17 protein-coding genes are annotated in these 16,860 nt (G+C 68.7%); 9 read left to right on the top strand and 8 right to left on the bottom strand.

Going from position 1 to position 16,860, the window contains the following annotated elements:
- The 4 genes from G3N98_RS04155 to G3N98_RS04170 all read right to left on the bottom strand — a co-directional run.
- A partial coding sequence (locus G3N98_RS04155; protein ID WP_206147308.1) for a TetR/AcrR family transcriptional regulator occupies positions 1–705 on the bottom strand: 705 nt, incomplete at its 3' end.
- A gap of 255 nt (positions 706–960) precedes the next feature.
- Entirely contained in the window at positions 961–1,383 is a 423-nt protein-coding gene (locus G3N98_RS04160; RefSeq protein ID WP_206147309.1) for a cupin domain-containing protein, read from the bottom strand.
- A 10-nt stretch (positions 1,384–1,393) separates the two neighbouring features.
- Positions 1,394–1,831, bottom strand: a complete 438-nt coding sequence (locus tag G3N98_RS04165) for a carboxymuconolactone decarboxylase family protein (protein WP_089427605.1) — start codon at positions 1,829–1,831, stop codon at positions 1,394–1,396.
- A 93-nt stretch (positions 1,832–1,924) separates the two neighbouring features.
- Positions 1,925–3,409 carry a PLP-dependent aminotransferase family protein gene (locus G3N98_RS04170; protein WP_206147310.1) on the bottom strand — a complete coding sequence of 495 codons (1,485 nt, stop codon included), beginning with the start codon at positions 3,407–3,409 and terminating at the stop codon, positions 1,925–1,927.
- Between G3N98_RS04170 and G3N98_RS04175 the strand changes: the two genes are divergently transcribed.
- From G3N98_RS04175 to G3N98_RS04185, 3 genes are all read left to right on the top strand, one after another.
- Positions 3,377–3,622 carry a hypothetical protein gene (locus G3N98_RS04175; RefSeq protein WP_206147311.1) on the top strand — a complete coding sequence of 82 codons (246 nt, stop codon included), beginning with the start codon at positions 3,377–3,379 and terminating at the stop codon, positions 3,620–3,622. The genes G3N98_RS04170 and G3N98_RS04175 overlap by 33 nt on opposite strands.
- Before the next feature lie 105 nt (positions 3,623–3,727).
- Positions 3,728–4,645 carry a LysR family transcriptional regulator gene (locus G3N98_RS04180; RefSeq protein WP_206147312.1) on the top strand — a complete coding sequence of 306 codons (918 nt, stop codon included), beginning with the start codon at positions 3,728–3,730 and terminating at the stop codon, positions 4,643–4,645.
- A 156-nt stretch (positions 4,646–4,801) separates the two neighbouring features.
- Complete coding sequence (locus tag G3N98_RS04185) at positions 4,802–5,551, top strand: SDR family oxidoreductase (protein ID WP_089427602.1); 750 nt, start codon at positions 4,802–4,804, stop codon at positions 5,549–5,551.
- Positions 5,552–5,647: 96 nt separating this feature from the next.
- Here G3N98_RS04185 and G3N98_RS04190 read toward each other — a convergent pair whose 3' ends face one another.
- Together G3N98_RS04190 and G3N98_RS04195 are read right to left on the bottom strand one after the other, a co-directional pair.
- Entirely contained in the window at positions 5,648–7,285 is a 1,638-nt protein-coding gene (locus tag G3N98_RS04190) for a glycoside hydrolase family 32 protein (protein WP_206147314.1), read from the bottom strand.
- Between the two features lie 152 nt (positions 7,286–7,437).
- On the bottom strand, positions 7,438–9,024 hold the full coding sequence (locus tag G3N98_RS04195) for a glycoside hydrolase family 68 protein (protein WP_175239351.1): 1,587 nt from the start codon (positions 9,022–9,024) through the stop codon (positions 7,438–7,440).
- 187 nt (positions 9,025–9,211) lie between these two features.
- Between G3N98_RS04195 and G3N98_RS04200 the strand changes: the two genes are divergently transcribed.
- The 5 genes from G3N98_RS04200 to G3N98_RS04220 all read left to right on the top strand — a co-directional run bounded on the left by G3N98_RS04200 (position 9,212) and on the right by G3N98_RS04220 (position 14,360).
- Positions 9,212–10,240, top strand: a complete 1,029-nt coding sequence (locus tag G3N98_RS04200; protein WP_206147316.1) for a substrate-binding domain-containing protein — start codon at positions 9,212–9,214, stop codon at positions 10,238–10,240.
- A gap of 404 nt (positions 10,241–10,644) precedes the next feature.
- Complete coding sequence (locus G3N98_RS04205; RefSeq protein ID WP_089432615.1) at positions 10,645–11,331, top strand: type 1 glutamine amidotransferase domain-containing protein; 687 nt, start codon at positions 10,645–10,647, stop codon at positions 11,329–11,331.
- Positions 11,332–11,474: 143 nt separating this feature from the next.
- Positions 11,475–12,584 (top strand): NADH:flavin oxidoreductase/NADH oxidase, encoded by a 1,110-nt coding sequence (locus G3N98_RS04210; protein ID WP_089474770.1) that lies wholly within the window; start codon positions 11,475–11,477, stop codon positions 12,582–12,584.
- A 128-nt stretch (positions 12,585–12,712) separates the two neighbouring features.
- The gene (locus tag G3N98_RS04215) at positions 12,713–13,783 is read left to right on the top strand and encodes an AI-2E family transporter (RefSeq protein ID WP_206147318.1); all 1,071 of its coding nucleotides are present in this window, start codon (positions 12,713–12,715) and stop codon (positions 13,781–13,783) included.
- A gap of 202 nt (positions 13,784–13,985) precedes the next feature.
- A complete protein-coding gene (locus G3N98_RS04220; protein WP_089475652.1) occupies positions 13,986–14,360 on the top strand; it encodes a hypothetical protein in 375 nt (124 codons plus the stop codon).
- Positions 14,361–14,387: 27 nt separating this feature from the next.
- Here G3N98_RS04220 and G3N98_RS04225 read toward each other — a convergent pair whose 3' ends face one another.
- Positions 14,388–15,182 (bottom strand): SDR family NAD(P)-dependent oxidoreductase, encoded by a 795-nt coding sequence (locus tag G3N98_RS04225; protein WP_206147320.1) that lies wholly within the window; start codon positions 15,180–15,182, stop codon positions 14,388–14,390.
- Between the two features lie 175 nt (positions 15,183–15,357).
- On the opposite strand from G3N98_RS04225, the gene G3N98_RS04230 reads away from it, so the two are divergent.
- Positions 15,358–16,203, top strand: a complete 846-nt coding sequence (locus G3N98_RS04230) for an AraC family transcriptional regulator (RefSeq protein WP_206147322.1) — start codon at positions 15,358–15,360, stop codon at positions 16,201–16,203.
- A 10-nt stretch (positions 16,204–16,213) separates the two neighbouring features.
- Here G3N98_RS04230 and G3N98_RS04235 read toward each other — a convergent pair whose 3' ends face one another.
- Complete coding sequence (locus tag G3N98_RS04235) at positions 16,214–16,801, bottom strand: LysE family translocator (RefSeq protein WP_089474773.1); 588 nt, start codon at positions 16,799–16,801, stop codon at positions 16,214–16,216.
- Positions 16,802–16,860 lie beyond the last annotated feature (59 nt).

Genomic DNA, 16,860 nt, shown 5'->3' on the forward strand with positions numbered 1-16,860 from the left:
TGACGGCCTCCGCGGCGAGGGCGAGCGGACCCGTGCACGCGACGCGACAGCCGGCGGCTGCATGCCCGACCCGAGCAGCGCGCGGACGTGCCGGTGCAGCACGTCGCGCTCGATCGGCGGCAGGCCGCCGCGCGCGCTTTGCCACAGCTTTGCGGTCGCGAGCGGCAGCATCACCAGCGCGATGATCGAATGGAACAGGAACGCCGGTTCGAGCGCGGGGTTCAGCGTACCGGCCTGCTGCGCGCCGCGGATGCGTTCGGCGAAGCGCCCGACATGTTCGAGCGGAATGCGCCGGACCATCCGCTCGCGCAGCAATCCGCCCTCATGGATGATCTCGCGCAGCCAGATCGACGGCAGCCACGGCATGCGGTGCGTGACGTCGAAGAAGCGGTCGACGAGTTCGGCGACGAGCGCGAACGGATCGTTTTCGATCTGCGGCTCGGTCGGCCGCCACACGAACGCGATGACCTGCGCGAGCCGTTCCTCGACGATCGCGTCGAGCAACTGCTCGCGATTCGTGAAGTAGTAGTGAACCATCGCCGACGTGACGCCGGCGGCGGCGGCGATCTGCGCGACGGTCGTCGCGGCGATCCCGCGTTCGGCGAACAGCTGGATCGCGACGTCGAGCATGTGGTCGCGCAGGTCGAAATCGTCGACCGACGGGCGGCGCCCGCGCGGCCTGGCGACGGTGGATTTCGCGTTCATGAAATCGACGCTAATTGATGAGTTAGTTAATTTCAAGGAAGGGTTTCCGCCCGAGTTGATCGCGATCAGGCGAGCGTCGAAGGGGGACGCGGGTGGGCGAGGAGGCGACGTGACGTGGCGCGGTACGGCAAGCCGGTGGCGGAGTGTAGGGAGCAGCTAATGGAGAAGCGGGAGGCGTGGCTGACCCACGGTATGGAAAACCGGTCGCGAAGCGGGGGCGCGCGCCTGGACGATCGCACGCCCCCCGGAAAGCGGTTACTGATCGATCGGCGACGTCAGCGGCACGTGTTCGCCGGTCAACCCGAATACGACGAGCTGAGCCGGCTCGGTCGCGCTCGCGTTGCGCGACACCGGGTGGCGCGAGCCGGGCGCCTCGTACCAGCCTTCGCCGGCGCGGTAGCGGTGCAGCGGGCCGCCGTTCACCTGCGACAGCACTTCGCCTTTCGACACGACCGCGAACACCGAGCCGAGGTGCCGATGGCCTTCGGAAGCCTGGCCGGGCGCATAGTCGACGGTCGCGACGACCGCGAGCTTGACGGGCGCTTCGGGCACGGCCTGCTGCAGGATCGTGTGCACGTTGTCGCCGGTGTCGTGCGCCCGGGCAGCGGCCGGCAGCAGCGCGACGCCGGCCGCGAGCGAGGTGCACAGGGCGGCGCGACGGAGCGTGGCGTCCATCATCGTCGTCTCCTTACTCGGGCATCTTGCGGAACGCGATCGCGAAGCGGTTCCACGAGTTGATCGTCGCGATCAGCATCGACAGGTCGAACAGCTCCTCATCGGTGAAGTGCGGCTTCACGGCTTCCCAGACGGCGTCGGGCACGTGGTTGCTGGCGACCAGCGTCAGCGCCTCGGTCCATTCCAGCGCCGCGCGTTCGCGCTCGGTGAAGAACGGCGTCTCGCGCCACGTGACGACGGTGGCGAGGCGGCGGTCGGTTTCGCCGCCGTTGCGCGCGTCGGTCGTGTGCATGTCGACGCAGAACGCGCAGCCGTTGATCTGCGATGCACGCAGGCGGACGAGTTCGGCGAGCGGCTTTTCGATCGAGCTCTTCGCGAGGAATTCCTCGGCGTTGCGCATCACCTTGATCGCATTCGGGCTGGCGGCGTAGAAGTTCAGGCGCGGTTGCATGGCAGGTCCTTTTCGGTGGGAGCGCACGGTGGCGCGACAGGACCTACTTTAGGACGCATGCTGGCCTGCTTGAATGGCCAATTTCCGGTAAATTCAGGTAACCAGTGCCGAGCCGCCAACGGCGTCCGAACCCAGCAGGCCGGCCAGCGTCGCGAGCGCCGTGTCGATGCGCGGCGTGTCGATCCCGCCATAGCCGAACAGCAGCCCCGCGCGGACCGGCACGCCGACGTGGAACGCCGAGATGCCGTACAGGCCGATGTCGTGCGCGCGGGCCGCGTGGACCAGTGCCGCTTCGTCGAGCCCCGGCTTCAGGTAGGCCGCCAGGTGGATGCCGGCGGTCGGCACGATCGCGTCGAACCACGGCGCGAGTTCGCCGCGCAGATGCGCGATCAGCATCTTGCGGCGCGCATCGTAGTGCTTCTGCACGCGCTTCAGGTGCCGCGCGAAATCGCCTTCGAGCATGAAGCGCGCAAGCGCCGCCTGCGTCAGCGTGCAGGTATGCCAGTCGACGATCTGCTTCGCCTTGGTCAGCGCGCCGCGCAGCGCGCGCGGCGGAATCGCGTAGCCGATCCGCAGCTCCGGAAAGATCGTCTTCGAAAACGTGCCGACATACGCGACGAGGCCCGTGCGGTCGAGGCTCTTCAGCGATTCCACCGGCCGGCCCTCGAAGCGGAACTCGCCGTCGTAGTCGTCCTCGATGATCACCGCGCGGCGGCGCTGTGCCCATTCGAGCAGCGCGACGCGCCGGTCCAGCGTCATCGGCATCCCGAGCGGGAACTGATGCGACGGCGTCACGTAGACGAGGCGCGCGTCGTCGGGCAGCCGTTCCGTCACCAGCCCCTGCGCGTCGACCGGCACGCCGATCACCGTCGCGCCGAGCGACGCGAACGCGGCGCGGGCGGGCGGATAGCCGGGATCCTCGACCGCGACCACATCGCCCGGCCGCACGACGACGCGGGCGATCAGGTCGAGCGCCTGTTGCGCGCCTTGCGTGACGAGCACGTCGTCCCAGCCGCACGCGACCGCGCGGCTGAACGCGACGTAGCGCGCGATCGCGCCGCGCAATTGCGGATCGCCGGCCGGGTCGTGGTACCCGGCGGGGCCGCGCATCTGCTGGCGCAGCGCGTGATGCAGGCAGCGCCGCCACGCGTCGAACGGGAACAGCGCCTTGTCGGTCACGCCGCCGCGAAAGTCGAAGCCCGGTGTGTCCTGCGGCGCGGGCATCGCGAGCGCGTCGGGCAGGTCGTCCCACAGTGCACGCGCGTCGACCGCGTCGATGCGCGGTGTGTATTCGACGAGGGAGGGCGCCGACATGGCCGCGGCGTGCGGCACGCGCGCGAGGCCGTCGGCGACGAACGTGCCGTCACCGGCGCGCGTATTCAGGTAGCCCTCGGCGACGAGACGCTCGAACGCGTCGAGCGTCGTCTTGCGCGATACGCCGAGCTGTTTCGCGAGGTCGCGCGTCGACGGCAGCCGCGCGCCGCCGGCGAGCCGCCCGTCGACGATCGCGGTGCGCAGTTGCCGGAAGATCTGCCCGGTCAGGTCGTGACGGCCTTCGATGCGGATCGCGATGTCCATCGCAGTGGTTACCTCGATTGCCGAAATTTCGTGCCGATCAGCATACCGGAGGCGATGAACGAATGGGTGGTTCCGCGCGGCGTGACGGCTTCGCGGGTTTCGCTCGATGCACGAACCGGCCGCACGGTGCATGGCATCCCGGCAGGGCGACGCGGGCGGCCGGCGAACCCGTGCATCGTGCAACGCTGGCCCGGCGGCATTCGTCAGGGGTGACGGGCATCGCCAGACGACGCAGCCCCGTCGCGCGATTGGACCTCGGCCCGCCGCTGCCTTACGATCCACGACAGATCCACGACAACCCCACACCGGAGCGTGCCCATGCTGTCCGAAGACGAACTTGCGCTGCTCGACGCGATCCGCGCCACCGGCAGCCTGTCGCGCGCGGCCGCGCGGCTCGGCAAGGCGCCGTCGACGGTGTCGCACGCGGCGCGCCAGCTGGAAACGCGCTTCGACGCGCTGCTGTTCGACCGCCGCGGCTACCGGCTGCAGCTCACGCCGGCCGGCCAGTTGCTGACCGACGAAGCGGCGCGGCTCGCACTGGACGTCGCGCGGCTGACGCAGCGCGTGCGGCAGGTCGCGAGCGGCTGGGAGGACCGGCTGTGGATCGTCAGCGATGAGGTGCTGGAGTTCGACACGCTGCTGCCGGTCGTCCGCGCGTTCGATGCGCTCGACTCGGGCGTGTCGCTGCGTTTCACGAACGAAGTGCTCGGCGGGACCTGGGAAGCGCTGCGCGACGGGCGCGCGGACCTGGTGATCGGCGCGACCAACGAGCCGCCGGCGATTCCCGGCTTCAAGTGGTTCGAGCTGGGCGCGATGGAATGGGTGTTCGCGGTGTCGCCGCGCCATCCGCTGGCCGCCGTGAGCGGCGCGCTGACGCGGGACGCGATCGGCGCGCACCGGGCCGTCGTCGTCGCCGATTCGTCGCGGCGCGCGGCCGGCCGCGCATATGGCCTGCTCGGCGGGCAGGCCGTGCTGGCGGTGCCGTCTATGCGCGCGAAGATCCTCGCGCAGCGCGACGGGCTTGGCGTCGGCTGGGTGCCGCGCCGGCGCGTGGCGTCGCTGCTCGCGGGCGGCGAACTCGTGGAAAAACAGACGGCCGATCCGCGCGAGCCGAACCTGCTGTATGTCGCATGGCACGGCGACCGGGACGGCCGCGCGCTGCAATGGTGGCTCGAGCAATTGCGCGAACCGCGGCTCGCGCAGCGCCTGCTCGACGGCATCGACGTGGCCGGCTGACGCGGCGCGGAACCGGACGGAACCGGGCGTTCGAGTCCATCCGCCCAAACACGTTCGACGATTTCGAACATGTTCGTCACGCCCGTCGTACGGCATGACCGGGCGCGGCGCGCATCCTGTGTTCACGGTCAACTCACCGGTTCACAGGAGAACATCATGCAACGCTTCGAAGGAAAGACGGTCCTCGTCACGGGTGGCAACAGCGGTATCGGCCTGGCAGCCGCCAAGGCATTCGCGGCAGAAGGCGCACGCGTCATCATCACCGGGCGCGATGCGCAGACGCTCGAGGCCGCGCGGCAAACGCTCGGTGAAGGCGCGCTGGCGATCCGCAACGAGGCCGGCAGCGTCGCGTCGGCCCGCGCGCTGGCCGATGCGATCGCATCGGCGGGGGCACGGCTCGACGCCGTGTTCATCAACGCGGGGGTTGCGAAGCTCGCGCCGTTCGCCGACAGCGACGAGGCCATGTGGGATCTCGTGTTCAACACCAACGTGAAGGGCGCGTATTTCCAGATCCAGTCGCTGGTGCCGCTGCTGAACCGCGGCGCGTCGATCGTGATCAACGGCTCGATCAACGCGCACATCGGGATGCCCGGCTCGTCGGTGTATGCGGCGAGCAAGGCGGCCGTCAATTCGTTCGCGAAGACGCTGTCGGCGGAGTTGCTGCCGCACGGCGTGCGCGTGAATGTCGTGAGCCCCGGGCCCGTGCAGACGCCGCTCTACGGCAAGCTCGGATTTGACGCGGCCACGCTCGACGAAACGGCAGAGAAGATCAAGGGCCTCGTCCCGGTCGGCCGGTTCGGCACGCCGGACGAGATCGCGTCGACGGTGCTGCACCTCAGCGCGCCGGAATCCGCGTTCATCGTCGGCGCGGAGATCATCGCGTCGGGCGGGATGGGCTTGCTCTGATCGGTGGGGCTCCGGCGGGGGCTGCAACCGGCCGGCGTGATGCCGGTCGGACAGCCCCCGTCACATGCAGGACCAACGGCCGTCCGCCCATCGCATCTATCGCGCCGCACAGTCGCCAGGCCCATCACCACCAGCTTCGAGCTGCGTCACCGTGAGCCCGGAGAACATCGCGCGGCCGTGTTCGGCAAATACGGCAACGCGGTCCGCATCGAGCGGCGGGAAGATCAGGTCGGTGAGCGCGACACGGCCGCCGTTCGCGAACACTTCCACCGAACCGCGATCGACGACGATCTCGAGCCGCAACTGCCCATGCTCGAGCGGCAGGTCCACGATGTGCTCTTTGCTGAACGTGTCGGCGAAATGGGTTTCGCCGGACTGCGAGCGGTCGAGCGTCAGCGTGCGCTTTGCCGTGTCGTACACGATCCGGGTGCCGACCGCGCCGTCCGCCGAGCGCCGGACGATCAGGCCGGCACGCGCCGCGTGCTGCGGCGTGAGCGTGACCGTAATGCGCTGGACGACGCCGCGCGTCGCGGCCGACAGCGCACGTATCGTGGAATCGACCGCGAGATCGCCTTCGTGCACGGCGGGCCTGCCGTCCGCCCACGCGTCGAACGCGGCGGCCGGCGCGACGACGAGCGTCGGTTCGCCGTCGATCGTTTTCAGCGACAGTTCGCGCGGCAGGGTCGTCGCGCCGCGCCACGGCGTGGTCGGCGCTTTTGCCGCGTAATCCCAGTTGCTCATCCAAGCGATCGCGACCGGCCGTGAGCCGGGCGCGCCCGAGAAGGTGCCGGCTGCGTAGAAGTCCGCGCCATGGTCGACCCAGCGGAATTGCGCGGGATCGGAGCCGGCGGGCGCAATGCGATCCGGCGTAAACGTGCGGCCGTCGAAGTCGCCGACGAAGTACATCGCGCCGGAGCCGCCGGCGATCGACCACGGATTGACGTTGACGATCATGACCCACCGGATGCGGGCGGGATCGCCGTCGAGCGGCAGCGGCACGAGGTCGGGCATTTCCCACAGGGCGCCGTCGTGCGGCACGCCCGGCCGCGTGAAGTCGCTCAGGAAATTCCAGTGGATCAGGTCGTCCGAGCGATAGAGCTTCACGACGTGCGCGTCGGCGACGACCGTCGTCATCAGCCAGTAGCCGCCCGGCCCATACCACGACACTTTCGGATCGCGAAATTGCTTCGATTCCGGATCGAGCGTCAGCACCGGATTGTGTGCGTACGGCTGCCAGGTCGCGCCTTGATCGAGGCTGTACGCCAGCGACTGCGCCTGGATGCCCGGCGCGTGACCGGAGCCTGCCTGGTACACGCTCGTGTAAAGCGCGACGAGCGGCGTGTGGCCCGGTTGGCCCAGGCCGGACGTGTTGAGCGTGTCGGCGACGATCGAGCCGGAGAAGATTTCCTCCGTCGCGTTCGCGCGCATCGCGACCGGCTGCTCGCGCCAGTGGACGAGGTCGGTGCTCGTCGCGTGGCCCCACGACATGTTGCCCCAGTCGCGGCCGAGCGGATTGTATTGATAGAACAGGTGATAGCGGCCGTTGTCGTAGACGAGCCCGTTCGGGTCGTTCATCCAGTTGCGCTGCGGCGTGTAGTGGAGCGCGGGCCGCCATTGCGGCGTGTCATGTTCGGCCGGTGCGTGGCAAGGCGCGGCAGCGACCTGGGAGCAGGCCACGCAGGCGAGCAGCAACCGGGCGACCCGGACGGAAAAGCGGAAAGACGTCGATATCATGCGGGGTCCCGTGCTCCGCCGTGCAAAGCGGGAAAGGAGGGCACTGCCGCTTTCAACGGCGGTGTGCGCGATGGATGGAAGAAAAAAGAGGAGGCGCGCACGCGACACGCGCGATACACGCCTCCTTAACCCCGTGCCTTTACCAGCGTGCGTTATTGTTGGTTATCCTGATTTCCCTGGCTGTTGCCGCCACCGGTCGCGGGCAGGTTCGCGGGAATGTCGCCGTAGCCGCCGAGCCCGCCGCGTCCGTAGGCGCGATCGACCGCCGTCGACGTTCCGTTGATGTTGACCTTCACCGTCGGCGCGAGCGTGCCGCCGCGGCGCGCGCCGATCGCATCGATGAACGATTCGACGAGCCCGCCCGGCATCACGTAGTGCGAATACGACTGGAATTCACGCGGATTCTGGTTCGGATCCTGCGAATACGGCGCGCCGGCCGGCGCGGAGAAGTCCGTCGGGTTGCCGAGCACGAGGCCGCTGCCGCCGTTCAGCGGCAGGAAGTCGCTGCGGATGCCGTTGCCGACGAAGCCGTACACGCCGTCCGGCCCGTCGACGCCGGCCGCCATCGTCGTGCGGTGGCTGATCGTGAACAGGTAGTACTTGCCGTCCTTCAGGTAGATCTGCGGGCGCTCGGTCTGGTCATCGACGCAGTTCGCCGACAGGATCGGCGGCAGGAACTTCCACTCGGTCAATTGCGGGTTCGTCGCGATCGCGAGGCCGACATTGGCCTTTTGATACACTGCGCCCGAATTCATCACCGCGTTGAGATCTTCCTTGTACGGATCGTTCGGCGCGTAGCCGAGATCCGCGTTGGTGCAGGTGCGTGCGCCGCGCGGGCCGCCCGTGTTGCCCTCGAAGACCATGTAGGTCTTGCCCGGGTGCGCGGGATCGGTGAACACGAACGGGTCACGGAACGAGAAGTAGGTGTTCTGCTGGCCGGACTGGTAGTAGTTGCCGTCCGGTTGCAGCAGCGCCTTGTGATCGTCGAAGCCGGAGAACCAGACGTGCGTGGCGTCGGCGTGGATGTGGCCGTCGGCGCGCGTGATGATCGCCTGCGGCGGCGTGATGTCGGCGCCGCCGGGCGCCGAGCGGTTGAACGACGTCGCGGTGTAGTAGAGGCTGACGTTGTCGCCGTGCGTGAGCCGGGCGGATCCCGACCATTCGGCGTTGTTGGTCATCGGCGCGGTGCCGAACACCTTGGCGCTGGCACCGTCGGGGAACAGGTGGCCGCCCCAGGTCCAGCCGCCGTTCGCGGGGCGCTGCGACGCGGGGATGCCCGCGCGACGGTAGAAGAAGCCGATGCGCGCATGGACGTGACGGTCGTCGAACGTGTAGCCCGCATGCGGATCGGCGGTGAGCGAGAAGATCACCTCCCAGCCCTTGTAGCTGAGCTGGTTCGCGCGCAGGTCGGCCAGCGGCCATGTGTCCCACACCCACACGTTCGAGTTGATCAGCGGGAAATCCTGCGGGATGTCCGGCATCGTCAGCGCTTGCGGCAGCGAGTTCTTGTCGGCACCGGCGGTATGCGACTGCGCGACGATCTGGCGGATGTCCGCCCGCGTCCAGCGCATCGTGAAGTTGCCTTCGGGATCGTAGGCCTGCTGCGTATGGGGCGTGGGCAGGGGCGCGCCCGTGCCGCTGGACTGCGCGTGCGCGACGGACGCGAAGGCGGCAAGTGCGCCGCCAGCGAGGAACAAGCGTTGGGCCGCCGTCGGGCGGAAAAGGGAAAAGTATGTCATCTCGTCGTCGTTTCCTGGGAAAGTGAAAGTGAACGGCTGAGTGGGCATCGATGTCCAAACCGGTTTGGATGCTATTTCAAACCGGTTTGGAACGCAAAAGATATTTATTTGACGGTAATCGTTACCAATTGGAAATAATTACCCGGTCGGTGCGTCCCGGACATCGGGCGGCCGGGCGGATCGGCGAATGCGAGGAACGACGGTGAAGGTGAATCTGAAGGCGCTATCGGACGCGCTCGGGCTGTCGCGGACGACGGTCAGCCGCGCGCTGAACGGTTACGACGACGTCAGCGAGGCGACGCGCGAGCGCGTGGCGCGGGCCGCGCGGGAAATGGGCTATGTGGCGGATCCGACCGCGCGCCGGCTCGCGACCGGGCGGGCGGACGTGATCGGGATCGTCTATCCGTTCGGCGCGGGGGATCTCGGCGATCCGCGTTTCGGCGAGGTCGTCGCGGGCATCACCGAGCGGCTCGCGGAACGCAATCTCGATTTCATCATCGCGTCGGCGCGGCCGAACGCGGAACTGGACACCTATCGGCGCATCGTCGACGGCAAGCTCGTCGACGGGCTGATCGTCGCGCGCACACGGGTCGACGATCCGCGTATCGCGTACCTGCAGGCGAGCGCGTTTCCGTACGTGGCCTACGGTCGGACGCAGGTGGCCGAGCCGTATGCGTGGTTCGATTTCGACAACGAGGCCGGCGCGCGGGACGCGGTGCGTCGACTGACGGCGTTCGGGCACCGGCGCATTGCGATGATCAGCGCGCCGCTGGCGCTGAATTTCGCCGCGCAGCGCCGTGCCGGCTATCTGTCGGCCCTGCACGAAGCCGGCATCGAGCCGGATCCGGCGCTGATGGTCGAGTGTCCGTTTACGCACGACGGCGGGTGGCAGGTGGCGCGGGCGCTGCTCGCGCGCACCGAGCGGCCGACGGCGCTGCTGGTCGACAACAATATCGCGGGCGGCGGGGCGTTTCGGGCACTCGTGGACAGCGGGCTGCGCCTGGGCGAGGACATGTCGCTGATCGTCTACGACGGCGTGCCGCCGAACCTCGCGCATCCGTATCGCGTGACGGCGGTCGTGCAGCCGACCGGCCACGCGTCGGGGCGCGCACTGGCGGAACTGATGCTGCGGCTGCTGGGCGACGGGGTCCGCGAGCAGCGGCTCGAAGCACCGGCGATCGAGGCGGGTGACACGGACGGCCCGTTGCGCGGCTAGCCGCGGCGGCGCGGGTGAGGGCGCGAGCGACGGCAGGTGCCGGCGGATCGTGCTCCACCGAAAGGCCATGACGAAGGCAGGGGTTACTAGACGACCGGTCTAATCCGGGGCTATCATCCGTTCCCATGAATGCGACGACGTCCGCGGCGCAGGCAACGAAGACGCGAAAATGCCATTTGAATGCCATTTCGCGCTGCGATGCTGATGGTGCAGCGAGACGCCGTCGTTTCATTTCGAATTGCTCTAGACGACTGGTCTAATAGGCGCAAGCCGCATTCGGATACACGGGTCGCACGTTGACGCGTCACAGCTGACTAACCCACAGGCGTGCCGCGCCCACCAGCCGGATTTGCCGGTCGAGCGGCCCCGTTCCCGTCATCCATTTTTCGAAGGAGTGTCCGATCATGAAGATTCTGGTTGTCCTGACCTCGCACGACACGCTCGGCGACACCGGCAAGAAGACCGGCTTCTGGCTCGAGGAACTGGCCGCGCCGTACTACACGTTCAAGGACGCGGGCGTCGAGTTGACGCTCGCGTCGCCGAAGGGCGGCCAGCCGCCGCTCGACCCGAAAAGCAATGACCCGACGGCCCAGACCGACGCGACGCGCCGCTTCGACGCCGATGCGGCGGCCAAGGCTGAACTCGCGTCGACGCGCAAGCTGGCCGACGTGTCCGTGGACGACTACGACGCCGTGTTCTACCCGGGCGGCCATGGCCCGCTGTGGGATCTCGCCGAGGATCTGCATTCGATCGGCCTGATCGAGCGCGCACTGGCGGCCGGCAAGCCGGTCGCGGCGGTGTGCCACGCGCCGGGCGTGCTGCGTCACGTGAAGAACCCGCAGACCGGCGAATCGGTCGTGCGCGGCAAGCGTGTGACGGGCTTCACCAACAGCGAGGAAGCGGCCGTCGAACTGACGGAAGTCGTGCCGTTCCTCGTCGAGGACATGCTGAAGACCAACGGCGCGGAGTTCGAGCGCAGCGCCGACTGGGCGCCGCATGTCGTCACCGACGGGCTGCTGATCACGGGGCAGAACCCCGCGTCGTCGGAGCCTGCCGCCGAGGCGCTGCTCGCGCAGCTCGGCCGCCGTTGAGCCATGGGCGCCGGCCCGGCCGGCGCCATCCCCGTATCCGTCGCCGGGCGCAGGCCGGCCCGTCGACGGCCCGAATCGATCCGTCGTGCACGTTGCACGACGCGTTTCCCGTCGTTTTGCAGAACCAAGCAAAGGAGCCGTGGATGTCTGCCCTGTTCGAACCGTTCAAACTCAAGGATGTCACGCTGCGCAACCGCATCGCGGTGCCGCCGATGTGCCAGTACGTCGCCGAGGACGGCGTCGTCAACGACTGGCATCACGTGCACCTAGCCGGCATCGCGCGCGGCGGTGCGGGCCTCGTGATCGCCGAGGCGACGGCCGTGTCGCCGGAAGGGCGCATCACGCCGGGCTGCGCGGGGCTGTGGAACGATGCGCAGGCCGAAGCGTTCGCGCCGTCGGTCGCGGCGATCAAGGCGGCCGGCGCGGTGCCCGGCATCCAGATCGCGCACGCGGGCCGCAAGGCGAGTGCGAACCGCCCGTGGGAAGGCGACGACCATATCGCCGACGGCGATCCGCGCGGCTGGCAAACCATCGCGCCGTCGGCCGTGCCGTTCGGCGCGCATCTGCCGAAGACGCCGCGCGCGATGACGCGCGACGACATCGCACGCGTGCAGGCCGACTTCGTTGCGGCGGCGAAGCGCGCGCGCGACCTGGGCTTCGAATGGCTCGAACTGCACTTCGCGCACGGCTATCTCGGCCAGAGCTTCTTCTCGGTGCATGCGAACCAGCGTGACGACGAATACGGCGGCTCGGCCGAGAACCGTGCCCGCTTCCTCGTCGAGACGCTGGCGGCCGTGCGCAAGGTGTGGCCGGAGCATCTGCCGCTGACCGCGCGCTTCGGCGTGATCGAGTACGACGGCCGCGACGAGGAGACGCTCGCCGAGTCGATCGCGCTCACGCAGCGGCTGAAGCGGGAAGGGCTCGACATGCTGAGCGTGTCGATCGGATTCTCGACGCCCGACGCGCAGATCCCGTGGGGCCCGGCGTTCCTCGCGCCGATCGCCGAGCGCGTGCGCCGCGAGGCCGGGTTGCCGGTGTCGTCCGCGTGGGGGATCGACACGCCGCAACTCGCGAACCGCGTGGTGGCGGAGGAGCAGCTCGATCTCGTGATGGTCGGCCGCGCGCATCTGGCCGACCCGCACTGGCCGTACTACGCGGCCAAGCAACTCGGCGTCGAGCGTCCGTCGTGGACGCTGCCCGCACCGTACGCGCACTGGCTCGAGCGTTACCGGAGCGCCGACAAGGTGGCCTGAGCGGGCGGGGCGCCGGGGCGGCGCGCGCATCCCATGCGCCGCCGATCCGGCGCCGATGGATAGAATGGCGGTTCGCGCAGGCCGGTTGCCTGCGCGAACCGCCATTTTTTCATTTCGACAGAGGTGCCATGGGCGCACATGTCCCGTCGTCTCCCGAGCCCGCCGCACGGCCGCGCACGCAGCAGGTTTCCCGCGCCGTGCTGGTTGCGGCGCTGCTGGTGATCGCGCTGTGGGTGATCCGCGATTTCATTCCCGCCATCGCATGGGCCTGCGTGATCGCCATCGCGATGTGGCCGATGCTGAAGCGCTTCGAATCGCACCGGCTGTTCCGCAACCGCCCGACGCTCACCGCGGTCGTCATCACGGCGGCGATCTCGTTGCTGGTCGTGCTGCCGGTGGCCGTCGCGGCGACCCAGGCGATCGGCCAGGTGCATGACCTGCGCGAGTGGCTGCGCACGATCCAGGAAAACGGCATCCCGGTGCCGGACGTGGTCGCGAGGCTGCCTTACGGCGCGGCGCAGATCACCGAATGGTGGCAGGCCAACCTCGCCCATCCGCTGCATGCGGCCACCGCGATGCACGGCGTCAACAGCGAGAAATTCCTCGCGTTCGGCCGGCAGTTCGGTACCAAGCTCGCGCACGCGCTGCTCGAATTCGGCTTCATGCTCGTCACGCTGTTCGTGATCCTGCGCGCCGGCCACAAGCTGTCGGGAGCGTTGCTGCAGGGCGCACGGCGCGCGTTCGGGCGCAGCGGCGCGGAGCTGATCGAGCGGATGGTCGCGGCCGTGTTCGGCACGGTGACGGGGCTCGTCGTCGTCGGGCTCGGCGAGGGCGCGCTGCTCGGTATCGCGTATGCGCTGGCCGGCGTCCCGCATGCGGCGCTGCTCGGCCTCGTCACGGCCATCGCCGCGATGCTGCCGTTCTGCGCGCCCGTCGTGTTCTGCGGCGCCGCGCTCTGGCTGTTCGTGCAGGGCGCGACCATGTGGGCCATCGTCGTGGCCGTGCTCGGCTTCGTCGTCGTGTTCGTCGCCGAGCACTTCGTGCGGCCGGTGCTGATCGGCAGTTCCGCGCGGCTGCCGTTCCTGCTCGTGCTGTTCGGCATCCTCGGCGGCGCCGAGACGTTCGGGCTGATCGGGCTGTTCGTCGGCCCCGCGCTGATGACGGTGCTGACGATGCTGTGGGCCGAGTGGATTGCGTGACGATGTGCGCCGGGGCGGCGGCATGAAGCGCCGGTACCGATGCGTGTTCAAGCGCGCATCGGCCGCCGATCAGCCGGGTGCCGGAGCATGCAATGCAAGGATTCGGATAAAGATCTCTACATTTCTTTTCGATCCGGACCCAAAGGTCGAGTAGCATGGCGCTTTCGATCACGCCGGCATGGCGCAGCAGATTTCACCAAGCATGCGATTGATTACGATGTCCCGTCCCGCAGCGACGCTGTCGCTGGCCGCCAGCTGCCTGATGTTGCACGGTTGCGCGTGGTTCGACGCGTGGCTGCCATTCTCGTATTCGCGCACGCCGCTCGCGAGGGCCGCGTCGCGGCACGGCGCGACGCGCGCCGATGTCGTCCGGGCCGCCGGCAATCCGCGCAGCGTATGGATGGTCCGCAACGGCAACGGCGTCTGCTACAACTACTTCATCGAGCACGGCAACGATCACCGCGAGTATTTCGTCGTGTTCGACCGGGCCGGCGTCGTCACGCAATCCGGCTTCGATTCCTGCATGAACGCCGACCGCAAGGGCACGCTCCAGCCGGGCAAGGCCGCGTCGCGCTAGCGCGGCGGCGGCCGTGCCCGCCTGCCGTCAGGCGATCGTGTCGACCACGCCGCCGTCCACCCGCAACGCGGCGCCCGTCGTCGCCGACGCGAGCGGCGAGCACACGTAGACGACCAGGTTCGCGACTTCCTCCGGCGTCGCCGGGCGCTGGATGATCGAGCTCGAGCGGTGGTTGCGCACGAAATCCACGGCCACGTCCTCGACGCTGCGGCCGGTTTCGTCGGCCGTTTCCTTCAGCAGCGCCCGCACGCCGTCCGACATCGTCGGCCCCGGCAGCACCGAGTTGACCGTCACGTTCGTGCCGGCCGCGAGCTTCGCGAGGCCGCGGGCGATCGACAGCTGCGCCGTTTTCGTGAAACCGTAATGAATCATGTCGACCGGGATGTTCAGGCCGGATTCCGACGAAATGAACACGACGCGCCCGGCGTTGCGTTCGATCATCCCCTTCAGGTAATGCCGCGCGAGGCGCACGCCGGACATCACGTTCATCTGGAAGTAATGTTCCCACTCGGCGTCGTCGATGTCGAAGAACGCCTTCAGGCCGTAGATGCCCGCGTTGTTGACGAGGATGTCGGCCGCGCTCGTGTGCTGCGCGACGCGCGCAACGCCGGCGGCATCAGACAGGTCGGCTGCGACGCCGTCGAAGTCCGCATCGGGGAGGGCGGCGCGCAGGTGCTTGAGCGCGGACTGCACCGACGCATCGCTGCGGCCATTGACGACGACGCGCGCGCCGGCGCGTGCGAGCCCTTCGGCGATCGCGAGCCCGATGCCGGCGGTGGAGGCGGTGACGACCGCGGTCTTGCCTTTCAGATCGATATGCATGTGCGTGACGGGAGAGGAATGAACGGAATCGCTGCGAGTGCCGCGGCGGACGGAATTCAAAGCTTAGGCGAAACGGCGCGATCCGGTATTGAAGCTGCAATCCGCCGATCCGGTTGCGCGGCGCTGCACAGTCTTGTACGGTGAGCGTTCGCCATCCGAACCGGGAGCCCGCCGCGTGAGCCGTACCGCCAACCGATCCGTCGTCCCGTCGCCGTTCTGGCGTGACGCCGCGCTGCCGTTCATCGAGGCGCGCACCGTCGACGACGGCCGCGCGATCTGTTACGCGAAGCACACGCACGACACGTTTTCGGTGGGCGCGATCGTCGGCGGCACGAGCACCTACGTAAACGGCGCGACGAACGCGCACGTCGGGCGCGGCGTGCTCGTGATCATCGATCCGGAACAGGTGCATGCGTGCAATCCGTATGGCCCCGACGCATGGGCGTACCGGATGGTCTATGTCGACGTGCCGTGGCTCGCGCGGCTTCAGCATTCACTGGGCCGCGATCCGAACAGCGATTTTCACGGTTTTTCGCAGAAGTTGACGGAGCGGCACGACCTGTTCGCGCAATTTGGCGGCTTCTACCGCACGCTCGTCGCACCCGGCGTCGATCCGCTCGGCAAGGAGAGCGCGGCGGTCGAGTTCTTCACGGCGCTGCACGGCGCGCTCGATCGCGACCTGCCCGGCCCGCGCGCCGGGGACGACAACGCCCGGCTCGCACGCGCGGCCGACTACATCGCCGCGCATTGCCGTGAGGGCGTCACGCTCGATGCGATCTGCGCGGCGGCCGATCTGTCGCCGTCATACCTGATCCGCGCGTTCAACGCCCGCTACGGGATGACGCCGCATGCGTTCCTGATCGATCGCCGCGTGCAGTACGGCCGCACGGAGCTGCGCCGCGGCCGGCCGATCGCCGACGTCGCGCTGGACGCGGGCTTCGCCGACCAGGCGCATTTCCAGCGCGCGTTCCGGCGGATCGCAGCCGCGACACCCGGCCAGTACCGCAGCGCGACGAGCTGAACGGCAGGCGCTACACATCGAGCAGGAAGAGGGCGCTGCCCGCGAGCAGCAGCGCCATCAGGCGGTTGAACACGCGCATGTGCCGCGCGTTCGCCAGCCGGTGCCGCAGCGACGCGCCCGCATACGACCAGCACGCGATCGACGCGAAACAGATCACCAGGTACAGCGCGGCGAACTGCCAGACCTGCGTGCGGTCGCCATCGGCCGCATACGCGCCCATCGCGGCCACGCACGCGAGCCACGCCTTCGGATTCAGCCACTGCATTGCCGCGCCGGCCGCCGCCGACGGGCCGGCCACGTCGGGGTCGGCCGACAGCCGGCCGTCGTCGAGCGCGAGCCGCAGCGCCATATACAGCAGGAACGCGATCCCCGACCACTGCGTGACAGTGGTCAGCACCGGCCAGCGCGCGAGCGCCGCGTGCAGCCCGAGGCCGATCAGCAGGAACAGCGCGACGAAGCCGAGCGTCGCGCCGGCCGCATAGCGCAGGCTCGCGCCGAGGCCGTGGCGTGCGCCGGCACTGAGCGCGACGATGTTGACGGGGCCGGGGGTGATCGACGAGGCGAGCGCGAACGCGGCCATCGAAACCAGCATGCTCATTGGATGTCTCCATGCGAAAGGTCGAAAGTCGCATCGAGACTACGGGAGCCGCACGGGCC

It is taken from the genome of Burkholderia sp. Tr-20390 (assembly GCF_017104595.1).
Classification (GTDB): domain Bacteria; phylum Pseudomonadota; class Gammaproteobacteria; order Burkholderiales; family Burkholderiaceae; genus Burkholderia.